We start from the raw sequence: 12410 nt of genomic DNA, 5'->3' as shown, positions 1-12410 counted from the left end.
AAACGCCCCCATGGTTATGTCGGTTTATCGCTGTTGCAATAGCCAGAACAGCTCATGGCGTCTGACCGCCTTGCGAAAGAACTCATTCTCCCCAAGTGCTGAAGGCATCCTACTGGCCATAAGCCATTGTATCGACCTGCGCAGGCGTCGCTTGAACGGCATTTTCGGTTGCAGGTCATGCATCATGCCCAAGGCCATGGCCTTGTCATACTGCTCGCCCTGGGACAGTGACAAGCACCAGGGACGCAACACCGCCGTCGACTCGAACACCGGCGGCAACGCAATGCCTGCGCCCGAATCCCCCATGGGCCAGCGGTCGTTGTCATGCAGGTGATTGGCGTAGCCAAGGATAGTGGTCGGCTGCCAGGCCAGCCCTTCCAGGGCTTGCATGACCGCCTCGCGAGCACAGATGTGGTCGGGATGAGGGTCCAGCGTCGGGTGCGGCAACACTATCACCTCAGGGCGCGCCTTGAGCAGCAGCTCACGCAGGTCGGCCAGGAGATTGTTCCAGGTCGGCAACCCGTCCTGGTCGGCGGGCAGCGGGAATGGATTGAACTGGCGGAACAAGCGGATATCGCTCAGTTGCGCCTCGCGAGAGGCCACCGGCTGTTCAGGGGAGGCCTGCATGGCAGGCAGCTGCAGGCAGAAATAGCCCAACTGCACGCAATGGGATTCAGGCACCCCGGCCCAGCGCGGCACAGTAATACTGTCCCAGGCCCGCAAGCGCCCCTTGATCCGCGCCGCCTCTGCCGGGTTCATGCCCATGGCCTGGTAATGCTCAGCCTCGATTTCGCCTGCGGTGAGGGTCACGATCCAGGCCTCGTCGGCCTGGCTGTACAGACCGAAGGCTGCCAACTCGGCATCGTCGGCATGGGGAGCGATCACCATCACCCGCTGGCGCCGGTAGTCGGGATCCCGCCAGAACATCAGTTGCGGCTGGATGCGGAGCCGACAGAAGCGCCCGCGCAACCTCAGCTCGCCACTGACCAGGGAACTGGCCAGGCCGCTGAGGTTGAGGTAGCGCAGGCCATTGACCCCGCGCTCGAACACCTGACGATCGGCAAGCGGACCGCCCGACACCTCAACAGCCGGGTCGAGAAAACGTCCCAGCCACGAGCTCTTGACGTGCACGCCTAGAACCAGGGTTTCATCCCCGGCCAGCGCCAGCGGCGCCTCCAGCAACAGGCGCCCCGCTTCAAGGCGCACAGCGGCCTGCTGGGCATCGCTGCCGAAGTCGTAGCAGTAATCATCCTTGGGCGAATAGAACAGATGATCGGCAAACCAGGCTTCATGGGCCAGCCAGGCCAATACCGCCAGCAATACCGGCACCCACCAGGCCACCAGGATGCCGGCCACCAATAGCAGCACCAGCCCGATCAACAGAGCGATTCGTTTATTGCGCCGGTGACGCTTGAGCAGTTGTTGCTTGCGACTCATGGGCTGACTCACACCTGGAAAACCGGCACAGGATTGCACCAACGGTCCTTGTATTCACGGTCGGCACGACCGAAGGAGAAACGCAGTGGCTTGTTCAGGGCACGGGCCTGTTCCCAGGCACTCTGGGTGTTGAGAAAACTCAGCACGCTGCCAGGGCTGAACTCACGAGTCTCCGGGTCTACCCCACCGTTCACGTACTCGACGCTGATCCACTCCGGCGCTTCGACCCGGTAGATCAGTTGCACGGCAATCGGCGCGTCGTTGAGGAAGATCACCGAACCGATCAGCAGCTCGCGCAGGCGCTCCAGCACCTCGGCCATACGCTCGGCACCGGTGGCGGCAAAGCCCCAGCGGCGCTGGAACAGGTCGCAGTAGATCGCCGCCAGCTCGGGGCTGCTGAAATCACTGACCGGGCGTACAACCCCGCCCGCCTCTTCCAGCAGGCGCAGCTCACGACGCTGGTTGTAACGAAACTTCTTCGACAGCTCTTCCGGCGTCCTGGCCATGGCCAGCTGTTCAGCCTGGGGCTTGAGGCCGGTCAGGCGCCCCTCGTTCAATGCGGACAGGTAACGCCCACGATGGCGCAACACCGCCTGAGCATCAGCAGCGGCGGGCAGGATCAGCTCGGCATTGCCGATATCGAACAGGCCCTTCTTGCCGGCCCGCTTGAGCACGTCCTTGGACAGCGCCAGGTCGCGCCCCCAGGTGGCAATGGCCGCCTGCAATTGGCCGTTGCGCTCCCAGGCCAGGTAGCGCACCGGGATCTGCGCCAGGTCCGCCAACTGCTCCACCACCAGGGGATGGGTTGCCACACTGCCACCGAACCGCTGCCAGGCATCGGCGTAGGTCGATGCGTCAATGACTGACCAGCCACGTTCGCGCCAGCCTTGAAATCGATTGAGCATCAGCCCCTCGCGGTCAGATCGGTGACTTGCGGCAAACGCCAGAATACGTCGCGTACAGCACGGTCGGAGAAGCGCTCGCGCAGGCGATCGAGCATCAGCTCGGCACAGACCCGGCGCTGGTGGTCGTCCATCGCGGCCAGATGCTGAAGCCCCTGGGCCATATGTTCAACGTCGCCCAGGGGGAACAGGATGCCCACCCCCTCGACCACTTCCCGGGCACCGCCACAGGCGGTGGCCAGCAGCGGCACGCCGGCGGCCATGGCCTCCAGCAGGACCATGCCAAAAGGCTCGTGGTCGGAGCTCAAGGCAAACACATCGAAGGCGCGGAAATAGCGTCGGGCCTGAGGCACCTGCCCGAGGAACAGCACGCGATCGGCAATCCCCAGCTCGCGGGCCAGGGACTTCAGGTCTTTTTCCAGACGCCCGGTTCCGAGAATCGCCAGTTGGCTGTGCGGCGGCAATTGCGGCAAAGCCGCGGCAAAGCCACGCAGCAAGGTGGCCTGGTCCTTGTCCGGATGCAGGCGCCCGACGTTGCCGACAATCCAGGCATCGGCGGACAGGCCCAGCTCGCTGCGCGCCTGGGCAGCGCTCAGTTGCTCGGCCTGCAGTGCCTCAAGGTCGATACGGTTGTACAGGGTCTGAATGCGCTGCGCCGGCCATTTCGGCAGGCAGGCACGCATGTCGTCACGCACCGCATCGGACACCCCGAGCAGGCTCAGGCGCTTACGGAACAGTTGGGCGAAGAGCTTGCGGCTGCCGCGCTTGTAATCGGAAAACGCATGATGGACACCGATCACCGGCAAGCCGGTACCGAGCAAGGCGATATAGATCGGCTTGAAGCGGTGAGCGATGCAGAAGCTGAAATTGCGTGACGCGGCGATCTTGCGCAGGTCGCGGATGGCGCCCAGCTTCAGGCCGCGGATGGCCTTGGAGCTGTATTCCATAAACAGCACTTCATCAGACGCGCAGCCCGCGGCGACATCGGCATCGGCGGCCCCGGTGAGAAACACCGTGGTCACTCGATAGCCGCTGCCCGCGAACAGGTTGGCGTATTGCCGGGCACAGTCCAGGAACGGCCCGTCATAGCCGTGGCAGAACTGCAGCACATGGCGTTCAGCCGAGCGTGTCATAAGGGTCCACGCCGTCTTTGACCACCAGAATGTCTTCCATGATCAGGTACTGCAGGTCGGACCCGTAGAACATGTTCAGGGCATCGGTGGGCGAACAGATCATCGGTTCGCCACGGCGGTTCAACGAGGTGTTCAGCGACACGCCGTTGCCGGTCAGTACTTCCAGGGCCTTCATCATGTCGTAGTAGCGCGGGTTGTATTCGCGCTTGAGCACCTGGGCCCGGGACGTGCCGTCCTCGTGGACCACTTCCGGTACCCGGGTCTTCCACTCTTCAGCCACTTCGAAGGTGAAGGTCATGAACGGCGCCGGGTGATCGACCTTGATCATCTGCGGGCCGACGGTGTCGAGCATCGACGGGCAGAAAGGCCTCCAGCGCTCGCGGAACTTGATCTGTTCGTTGATCCGGTCGGCCACGCCAGTGGCGCTCGGGCAACCGATGATCGAACGGCCGCCCAGGGCACGCGGACCGAACTCCATGCGGCCCTGGAACCATGCCACCGGGTTGCCATCCACCATGATCTTGGCGATACGCTCCGGGGTGTTGTCGATCTGCCGCCAGGCTGGCTTGTTCGGGTGGCGGGCACAGGCCGCGATCACGTCTTCATTGCTGTAGGACGGGCCGAGATAGACATGCTCCATCTTCTCTACCGGCACCCCACGGGCATGGGAAACGTACGCCGCGGCACCAACGGCGGTACCGGCGTCGCCGGAAGCCGGCTGCACGAACAGCTCCTTGACCTCGGGACGGGCAATGATCTTCTGGTTCAGCTTGACGTTCAGCGCACAGCCGCCGGCGAAGGCCAGCTTGCCGGTTTCCTTGAGGATGTCGCCCAGGTAATGGTCGATCATCTGCAGGGCCAGCTTCTCGAACAGCGCCTGCATGCTCGCCGCGTAGTGGATGTACGGCTCGTCGGCGATGTCGCCTTCGCGCTTGGGACCCAGCCACTCGATGAGTTTTGGCGAGAAGTAGAAACCCTTGCCCTTCTCTTTGTAGCGACGCAGGCCGATGACGTTGGCGTAATCGGTGTTGATCACCAGCTCGCCGTTTTCAAAACTGGCCAGGCGCGAGAAATCGTATTTGCTGGCATCGCCGTACGGCGCCATGCCCATGACCTTGAACTCGCCGTCGAGCATCTCGAAGCCGAGGAACTCGGTGATCGCGCCATAGAGGCCGCCCAGGGAGTCCGGGTCGAAGAATTCCTTGATCTTGTGGATCTTGCCGTTTTCGCCGTAGCCGAAGAAGGTGGTGGCGTACTCACCCTTGCCGTCGATCCCGAGGATCGCGGTCTTCTCCTTGAAGCCCGAGCAGTGGTAGGCACTGGAGGCGTGGGCCAGGTGGTGCTCCACCGGCTCGATCTTGACCTTTTTCGGGTCGAAGCCCAGTTGCTCCAGGCACCAGACGATCTTATTGCGGTAGCGCTTGTAGCGACGGTTGCCCATCAGGATCGCGTCCAGGGCGCGGTCCGGGGCGTACCAGTAGCGCTTGGCGTAGTGCCAGCGAGCCTTGCCGAACAGGCTGATCGGGGCAAACGGAATCGCGACTACGTCAACGTCGGAAGGCTTGATCCCGGCCTGCTCCAGGCAGAATTTCGCCGACTCGTAGGGCATGCGGTTCTTTGCATGTTTGTCGCGCACGAAACGCTCTTCTTCAGCGGCGGCAATCAGCTTGCCGTCGATATACAGGGCCGCTGAAGGATCATGGCTAAGGGCGCCGGACAGGCCAAGAATCGTCAATGCCACAGGGGTCTAGCCTCGTTTAGTCTGCATGCGGGCGCGATGCGCCTTGAAAATGAAGTGTGCTCGCAAGGGGCGAGAAACAACGAAAGGGCGGGATTATAACGTAAAAGCAGGTGCAAGCCTCTAGCGGCGAGCGCCAAGCCCGGGTTGGCACCCGCCGCGCGCCGTGGCCGCGGCGCAGGCAGCGGCCATGGGTCGCAGGTCAGGCCTCGGTGCCCTGGGCCGTCTTGGGCAGGCGCTGGTCAATCACTTGATACAAATTGCTGTCTTGCGGCCAATTGCGCATGAATCGCGCGCGATCACGGGCATAAGCCGGGGCAAAGCTGCTCAGGCTGGAGTGCTGGCACATGGAATCGAGGTCTATCAGCGCCCAGCGACCCTCTTGCCAGAACAGGTTGTGGCCCTTGAAGTCGCCATGGCTGATGCGCTCCTTGATCAGCTCGGCAAACAGCTGGTCCAGCGCCAGCAATTCCGGCTCCGGGGCTTGCCCGCTGTCCACGAAGGGTGCAAAGCGCTCGATGATGTCCGGCCCTGGCAGATGCTCGGTCACCAGGTAGGCGCTGCGCCGCAGCCACAGGAAACGCCGCTCCAGCAAGGCCAGAGGCTTGGGCGTGGCAATGCCCAGGAACGCCAGGCGATTGCCTTCGCGCCAGGAATGCCAGGCCCGGCTCGGGCGCCAGAAGCGCTTGAGCCAGTGAGCAAAGCCCTTGATGTTGTAGCGCTTGATCACCAGCGGCCGGCCCGCAACCTCGACCCGCCCAACACTGGCCGCGCCACCGGTCTTGTACAGATGGCCCTGATCCAGCAGGGCGTCGGCCTGCTCCAGCACCGGCAGCATCGCCGCCTCTTCCTCACGGCGGATCGCGCGCAAGGCGAACGGGCCGCGCTGCACGCTGAACAGCGTGCACTCGCGGCCGACCTTGTTGAGAAAGTCCCGCAGGCGCCAGCCCCGGACCTTGTTCACCTGCTTCTGCAGGGCTTCCAGGGGCAAGGCATGCTCGGCGTTGCTCAACAGGTAGTGCACCAGCAACTCTTCGGTGAACGGTTCCAGACTCTTGGGCAACTGGGCGAAGAATACCCCGAGGTTCTCCAGGACCTTCTGCCGGGACAGGGGCTTGCCCGCCTCTTCGACACAGATCCCCGCCCCATCGATCAAATACAGCCGGTTGTCGTGGCGCAGCAGATTGTCCAGGTGCAGGTCCGATTGCCACAGGCCCTTGGCGTGCAACTGGCCGATAGCCCCGAGGGCCTCGGCCAGTACCTCAGCCTGCTCGTCGGCCAGCACTGGCAGAGCTTCCACCTGCTTCCAGGCGTCGCCCAGGCTTTGTGCGCCCTGCAGTAACTCGAACAGCAGCCAGCCGCCCTCGCCTTCCTGCAAACCGTCCGCCAGCAGCAAGGGCGTCGTCAGCCCTTGTTCTGCCAGCAGGCGCACACCCTGCAATTCTCGCTGGAAATGCCGAGCGGCCTTGGAGCCCACCAGCAGCTTGGCCAGCACCGGACGCCCGCGCCAGACCCCGGCCCCCACGTAACGCTGCCCCGGCAGCACCCGCAGCAGGCTCAGCAACTGCAACTGTGCCGGGCCGGCGGCGTCCGCCAACTCAAGGCTCAAGGGCAGCGTCGGGCTGCGCCCGCTGTTCTTCAGTTCGGACAGACGCATCAGCGTGCCCCCTTGTGGCTGCGCCGAGCACTGAGCCGCGCCACCCAGGCATCCACCAGGGAGCTGTCCCGAGGCTGGCCCACATAGGCCGCCAGCAGGCTGCGCACCTCATCGCCGCTCCACACCGCAGCCCGGCGTAGCAAGGGCTCCAGATCCTTGACCCGATCACGCTGGCCAAACAGCAGGGGCCGGGTCTTTTCCAGGTCGATCAACTGCGCCTGATACCCATCGCCCTCGGCCCGCAGGAAAATATGCTTGGGATAGAAACAGCCATGCACCTGGCGCAAGCCGTGCAGCTGCCGGGCCAGTTGCCCGCAAGCCTGGAGCACCGCCTGCCGCTGATGCTCGCTGAGCCGGTCCCACTGCAACAGCAGCGCATCCAGGTCATCCCAGCCATCCAGGGCCCGGGTCAACAGGATCGCCCGGGACTCGCCATCGACCTTGCGCATACCGAAGAACACCGCTTGCAAGGCCGGAATGCCCAACTGCTGGTAGCGGCGGATATTGCGAAATTCACGGGCGAAACTCGGCTCGCCAAAGGGCCGGTGCAGGGTCCGGGTCAGGTAGTTGGTCTGGCGCTTGAGGTAGAACCCCTGCCCTTCCACATCCAGGCGAAACACACTGCTGCTGCCGCCACGACCGGTATTGGGTTCATCCACCGCGTCCAATTGGGTGGCCCACAGCTGGTCGAAAGTGCCGAGGCCATTGCGCTCCAGCAGCGCACGCTCCTCGGACGCCAGAAAATCAGTCATTCACGCCCCTCGAAAAATCTCAACACGTGGCGAATACGCTCCTTGTCGGCGGCACTCAAGTGATCACGCTGACGGTATTGCAGGTAGAAACGCAGGCGCTGGGTGGCCGACAGATGGTATTTGGCCACCTTATCCAGACAGGCCAGGTCCTTGGTGATCCGGTACTTGAGCCAGAAACCACGCCAGAAATCGCCGTTCGGGCAATCGATCAGGTACAACCGGTCCTGGTCGTCGACCAGCAGGTTGCGCCACTTCAAATCATTGTGGGTAAAGCGGTGGTCATGCATGACCCGGGTGTAAGCGGCCAACTGACGGCTGACGCCATCCACCCAACGACGGTCCTGCAGACGCGGGTCGTTGCGTTCGGCCAGCACCGAGAGATCCTCGGTACGCGGCAGCTCCCGGGTGATCATCGCCCCCCGGGAATAGGCCAGGCAGCGACGCTCCAGGCCCCAGGCCACCACATCGGCGGTGGGAATGCCCCATTTGGCGAAGCGCTTGAGGTTCTGCCACTCGAACTTGACCCGGGGCTTGCCCAGGTAGCGCCGCAGATTCTTGCCGGCGCCGGTATAGCGCTTGACGTAATAGTTGACGCCACCACGCTCGACGCGGATGACTTCGGACAACGGATCCCGGGTCAGGTGCTCGCCCTGCAGGGCAAACACCGCTTCCAGACTGCCGAAATCCTCCGCCAACGCCTGATAGGCCGGGTCCAGGTTCCAGCTCGCCATCAGAGTGCATCTCCGTACCGTTGCTTGCGGGCGTAGAGCTTTTCCGCCTTGCCTTCGAGCCAGGCCAGCAGTGCGGCCTCCTCGGCCAGAATCTGCCGCAACGGCTGCTGGAAGTAGCCCTTGAGAAAGCGCAGCTTGTCGCGGCGCGTCAGGCCGATATCCAGGGCCGAGAAATACAGCGCCGCCAGATCCTTGTTGCGCCAGCGCTGAGTGATCTTCGGCCGGGTCTGGGCCCGGTGCAGGTCGATCACCGAGAGCTTGAGCCCTTCGGGAGTGACAGGCCGATCGGTGTGCAGCAGGAAGTGGCAGATATAGCAGTCGCGGTGGTTGACCCCGGCGCGATGCATCATGCCGGTCATGCGCGCTACCTCGGCGATCAGCGCGCGCTTGAGCGCAGGCGCCGGCGGCTGCTTGACCCAGCCGATGCTGAAATCTTCGAGGCTGACGGTCGGCGCCAGCTCCTCGGTGACGATGAACGAATGCTGGTCTGCCGGATTGGCCCCACGCTCGCCGTAGGCCACGGCGGTCATGGTGGGCACGCCCACCTGATGCAGGCGCTCCAGGGCGCGCCATTCCTGGCCGGCGCCGAGCACCGGCAGTTTGGCGGTGACCAGGTTCTTGACGATCTCGCCCCAGCCGATCCCACGATGGATCTTCACGAAATAACCGCGGCCGTCGACTTCCGTACGCAAGGTACGGCGCGCTTCCAGCTCACGGTAGACCTGGCCCTTCAGGCCCTCGACAGCGTCGAACGCATCGCGTCCGGCCCAGAGGCTCTTGAAGGGTTCGGCAAGCATCAACTTCATCGGTGTTGCTCCGCCAGAATCACATCCGCAGCGTGCTGCGGCATGCTGTAAAGGTCGGCCGTCTCGGCGAACGCCAGGCCATTTCGGCTCCAGGTCGCGCGTGCAGCGTCGTCGGTCAACATGGTGGTGAGGTATTGATTGAGCTGCGCCTGTTCCAGCGGCTCATCCAGCACCAGGCCGCTCTGGGCCTCGGCAATGTAATGGGCATAACCGCAGACCGCGCTGACCAGCACCGGCAGGCCGGCCACCAGGGCCTCCAGCAATACGGTGCCGGTGTTTTCGTTGTAGGCCGGGTGAATCAGCAGGTCGGCGCCCAGCAGGAACCGCGGGATATCGCTGCGGCCCTTCATGAACTGCACCTGGTCGCTCAACCCCAGCGCAGCACTTTGCACCTGGAATACCTTGGGGTCGTCCTGGCCGATTACAAACAGCCGGGTGCGTTTTTTCAGCGCCGAGGGCAATGCCGCCAGAGCCTTGAGGCTGCGGTCCACACCCTTGGTCTTGAACCCGGAACCGATCTGCACCAGCAGCAGGTCGTCATCCTTGAGCTTGAATTCGCGACGAAAATCCGCCCGGATCTCGGCGGCGTTGGCCGGTGCCCGGCGGTCCTGGGCGATCCCCGGCGGCAGCAGGTGGAAGCGCTCCAGCGGGGTGTCGTAGTGCTTGATGAACAGCGGCTGCTGGACCTCGGAGATCATCAGGATCTCGGTCTTGGCGTCCTTGGCGAACACCGCGCGCTCGTACTCGGCAAAGTGCCGGTAACGGCCCCAGCGCCGGTACAGGGAGTGCCGCAGGTTCTGTGCCTTGTCCTCGAAACAGCCATCGGCGGCGTAGTACACGTCCAGCCCCGGCATCTTGTTGAAACCCACCAGCCGGTCCACCGGGCGCTTGGCCAGGTCGGCCTCCATCCAGGCGCTGAGCTTTTCATTGCGACGATGGTTGAACAGCGCCTTGACCGGCGCCACCAGCACTTCGAAACCGGGAGGGACATCGCCTTCCCAGATCAGGGTGTAGACACGGATCTGATGCCCGCGCCGCTGGCACTCCAGGGCGATGCGCATGAAATCGCGCTGCAGGCCGCCGAAGGGGAAATACTTATAAAGGACAAAAGCCAATTGCATCAGCGCGGCTCCTCAGCCAGTAACAGGGTGCTCAGTCGGCTGGCGACACGCTCGGGATTCAGGCGAGTGAAGCACAGCGGCCACTCGCGCTTGAGGTCATAACGCTGCTGGTCCACAGCGGTGGGCTGATAGGTGCATTTCTTCTGCAGGCACGGTGCGCACGGGAAGTTGCTGCCCAGGTGGATCTGCACCCGGCCATAGGCGCCGGTCAGCCCCGGGTTGGTCGGCCCGAACAGTGAGATGGTCGGTACATCCAGTGCCGCGGCGAGGTGGCCCAGCCCGGTGTCCACGGCCACGCAGGCCTGGGCATCGGCCAGCACCTTGGCGACCCCGGCCAGGTTCAGCTTCGGCAGCACCGTGGCGTTTTTCAGGCCGCTGGCGATGCGCTCGGCTCGAGCCTTTTCCGCGGGGTTGCCCCAGGGCAGCTTGACCTCGACGCCGAGCATGCCCATGCGTTCGGTCAGCTCGCGCCAGTAGGCCTCGGGCCAGTGCTTGGTGTCCCAGGTGGTGCCATGCAGGAACAGCACGAAGGGCTTCTTGCGCGGCAACTCCACGAGTTTTTCGACGTTCAGGCCATAGTCGCCCAGGCCCTGGGGCAGGTCGTAGCCCAGGGCCACGGCGAACAGTTGGCGCACGCGCTCCACCGCGTGCTGCCCACGGGCCACCGCCAGGCGCCGGGAGTAGAAGCGTGAAGCCAGAGGCTCGCGGGCCGAGTTCTTATCCAGCCCCGCCACCGGGGCGCGCACGTAGCGGGTCAGCCAGGCGCTTTTCAGCAGGCCTTGGGCATCGATCACCAGGTCGTACTTGGTCGAGCGCACGCTCTGCTTGAAGCGTCGCCACTCGCCACTCTTGATGGTCTGCCAGATGTTCTTGCGCCAGCGACGGATCGCCACCGGTATCACCTTGCCGACCGCCGGATGCCAGGTGGGAATTTCGGCAAAGCCTTCTTCCACCACCCAGTCGAACTTGATCCCGGGGATGGCTCGCGCGGCATCGGTCAGCGCCGGCAATGCATGGATCACATCCCCCAGGGACGAGGTCTTGATCAACAGTACCCGCAACTTATTGAACCTCGACCACGGTGCCCTGCAACCGCTGCAGGGCTTCGTTCACCGGCTGCGGCAACAACTGGCGCAGGCAGTTGTAATGGCCGAAGCGGCAGGTGCGGTCAAAGCACGGGCTGCATTCGATCCCCAGCCGTACTACCTCGACCCGATCGGCCAGGGGCGGGGTGAAGCCCGGCGAAGTGGAGCCGTACACCGCCACCAGCGGGCGATTGAGCGCCGCAGCCACGTGCATCAAGCCGGAATCGTTGGACACCACCGAGTCGGCGCAGGACAGCAGATCGATGGCCTCGGCCAGGGACGTTTCGCCACTGAGGTTGCTCGATTCCTCGCGCAGGCCGGGAATCAGCCGCCCGCGAATCTCTTCGCCCACAGCATGGTCATTCTTCGAGCCGAACAGCCAGACCTGCCAGCCTTCGCGGATCTTCGCCTCGGCGACCTGGGCGTAGTGCTCGGACGGCCAGCGCTTGGCTTCGCCGAACTCCGCCCCCGGGCACAGTGCCAGCACCGGGCGGTCCAGGCTCAGGCCGAACTTGGCCAGGGCCGCGTCCCGGCTTTGCGGATCGATCTGCAGGCTCGGGCGCGGATAAGGCTTGGGCAGCTCGGTCCCCGGCTCATAGGCCAGGGCCATGAAACGCTCGATCATCAGCGGATAACGTTCTTTGTCGAGCTTGCGCACGTCATTGAGCAGGCCGTAGCGGAACTCGCCGCGCCAGCCGGTGCGCTTGGGAATGCCGGCAAAAAACGGCACCAGCGCCGACTTCAGCGAGTTGGGCAGCAGGATCGCCTGATCGTACTGGCCAGCCAGGGACTTGCCGATCCGCCGGCGGGTCGCCAGTTCCAGGGCGCCATGGCCCAGGGGAAAGCTCAGGGCCCGACGCACCTGGGGCATGCGTTCGAGGATCGGCCGGCTCCACTCGGGGGCCAGCACGTCGATCTCGCATTGTGGATGACGCTGTTTCAGGCACTCGAAGAGTGTCTGCGCCATCACCATGTCACCGACCCAACTGGGCCCAACGATCAGAATATTCATGTGGTTTCCATAAACGAACCGGGGAGGCATACGCCT

The 12410-nt window shown here is 64.0% G+C and carries 11 protein-coding genes; all 11 read right to left on the bottom strand.

Annotated elements, in window-relative coordinates:
- Positions 1 to 24: 24 nt before the first annotated feature.
- Positions 25 to 1437 carry a PIG-L deacetylase family protein gene (locus tag PFLCHA0_RS02640; protein WP_015633913.1) on the bottom strand — a complete coding sequence of 471 codons (1413 nt, stop codon included), beginning with the start codon at positions 1435 to 1437 and terminating at the stop codon, positions 25 to 27.
- An 8-nt stretch (positions 1438 to 1445) separates the two neighbouring features.
- Positions 1446 to 2342, bottom strand: coding sequence for an antimicrobial resistance protein Mig-14 (locus PFLCHA0_RS02635; protein WP_011058893.1), 897 nt, complete (start codon positions 2340 to 2342; stop codon positions 1446 to 1448).
- Entirely contained in the window at positions 2342 to 3472 is a 1131-nt protein-coding gene (locus PFLCHA0_RS02630; protein ID WP_011058892.1) for a glycosyltransferase, read from the bottom strand. The genes PFLCHA0_RS02635 and PFLCHA0_RS02630 overlap by 1 nt, the downstream gene beginning before the upstream one ends.
- Positions 3456 to 5213 carry a carbamoyltransferase family protein gene (locus tag PFLCHA0_RS02625; RefSeq protein WP_015633912.1) on the bottom strand — a complete coding sequence of 586 codons (1758 nt, stop codon included), beginning with the start codon at positions 5211 to 5213 and terminating at the stop codon, positions 3456 to 3458. The genes PFLCHA0_RS02630 and PFLCHA0_RS02625 overlap by 17 nt, the downstream gene beginning before the upstream one ends.
- 199 nt (positions 5214 to 5412) lie before the next feature.
- Entirely contained in the window at positions 5413 to 6867 is a 1455-nt protein-coding gene (locus tag PFLCHA0_RS02620; protein WP_015633911.1) for a lipopolysaccharide kinase InaA family protein, read from the bottom strand.
- On the bottom strand, positions 6867 to 7619 hold the full coding sequence (locus PFLCHA0_RS02615) for a lipopolysaccharide kinase InaA family protein (RefSeq protein ID WP_015633910.1): 753 nt from the start codon (positions 7617 to 7619) through the stop codon (positions 6867 to 6869). Before PFLCHA0_RS02615 ends, PFLCHA0_RS02620 begins: the two co-directional genes overlap by 1 nt.
- Positions 7616 to 8350 (bottom strand): lipopolysaccharide kinase InaA family protein, encoded by a 735-nt coding sequence (locus PFLCHA0_RS02610; RefSeq protein ID WP_015633909.1) that lies wholly within the window; start codon positions 8348 to 8350, stop codon positions 7616 to 7618. The genes PFLCHA0_RS02615 and PFLCHA0_RS02610 overlap by 4 nt, the downstream gene beginning before the upstream one ends.
- Positions 8350 to 9156 (bottom strand): lipopolysaccharide core heptose(I) kinase RfaP, encoded by an 807-nt coding sequence (gene rfaP / locus PFLCHA0_RS02605; RefSeq protein WP_011058887.1) that lies wholly within the window; start codon positions 9154 to 9156, stop codon positions 8350 to 8352. The genes PFLCHA0_RS02610 and rfaP overlap by 1 nt, the downstream gene beginning before the upstream one ends.
- A complete protein-coding gene (locus PFLCHA0_RS02600) occupies positions 9153 to 10277 on the bottom strand; it encodes a glycosyltransferase family 4 protein (RefSeq protein WP_011058886.1) in 1125 nt (374 codons plus the stop codon). Before PFLCHA0_RS02600 ends, rfaP begins: the two co-directional genes overlap by 4 nt.
- Positions 10277 to 11338 carry a lipopolysaccharide heptosyltransferase I gene (gene waaC, locus PFLCHA0_RS02595; RefSeq protein ID WP_011058885.1) on the bottom strand — a complete coding sequence of 354 codons (1062 nt, stop codon included), beginning with the start codon at positions 11336 to 11338 and terminating at the stop codon, positions 10277 to 10279. Before waaC ends, PFLCHA0_RS02600 begins: the two co-directional genes overlap by 1 nt.
- Before the next feature lies 1 nt (position 11339).
- Positions 11340 to 12374 carry a lipopolysaccharide heptosyltransferase II gene (waaF, locus tag PFLCHA0_RS02590; RefSeq protein WP_041751920.1) on the bottom strand — a complete coding sequence of 345 codons (1035 nt, stop codon included), beginning with the start codon at positions 12372 to 12374 and terminating at the stop codon, positions 11340 to 11342.
- Positions 12375 to 12410: the final 36 nt, after the last annotated feature.

The organism is Pseudomonas protegens CHA0 (genome assembly GCF_000397205.1).
Classification (GTDB): Bacteria; Pseudomonadota; Gammaproteobacteria; order Pseudomonadales; family Pseudomonadaceae; genus Aquipseudomonas; species Aquipseudomonas protegens.
This window is presented reverse-complemented; position numbering and strand designations above follow the sequence as displayed.

What these genes read in the sequence shown, in the direction of transcription:
- PFLCHA0_RS02630 (WP_011058892.1), bottom strand. Translation starts at nt 3,472, where the DNA reads ATGACACGCTCGGCTGAACGCCATGTGCTGCAGTTCTGCCACGGCTAT.
- rfaP (WP_011058887.1), bottom strand. Translation starts at nt 9,156, where the DNA reads ATGAAGTTGATGCTTGCCGAACCCTTCAAGAGCCTCTGGGCCGGACGC.
- PFLCHA0_RS02640 (WP_015633913.1), bottom strand. Translation starts at nt 1,437, where the DNA reads ATGAGTCGCAAGCAACAACTGCTCAAGCGTCACCGGCGCAATAAACGA.
- PFLCHA0_RS02620 (WP_015633911.1), bottom strand. Translation starts at nt 6,867, where the DNA reads ATGCGTCTGTCCGAACTGAAGAACAGCGGGCGCAGCCCGACGCTGCCC.
- PFLCHA0_RS02610 (WP_015633909.1), bottom strand. Translation starts at nt 8,350, where the DNA reads ATGGCGAGCTGGAACCTGGACCCGGCCTATCAGGCGTTGGCGGAGGAT.
- PFLCHA0_RS02635 (WP_011058893.1), bottom strand. Translation starts at nt 2,342, where the DNA reads ATGCTCAATCGATTTCAAGGCTGGCGCGAACGTGGCTGGTCAGTCATT.
- waaF (WP_041751920.1), bottom strand. Translation starts at nt 12,374, where the DNA reads ATGAATATTCTGATCGTTGGGCCCAGTTGGGTCGGTGACATGGTGATG.
- PFLCHA0_RS02615 (WP_015633910.1), bottom strand. Translation starts at nt 7,619, where the DNA reads ATGACTGATTTTCTGGCGTCCGAGGAGCGTGCGCTGCTGGAGCGCAAT.
- PFLCHA0_RS02600 (WP_011058886.1), bottom strand. Translation starts at nt 10,277, where the DNA reads ATGCAATTGGCTTTTGTCCTTTATAAGTATTTCCCCTTCGGCGGCCTG.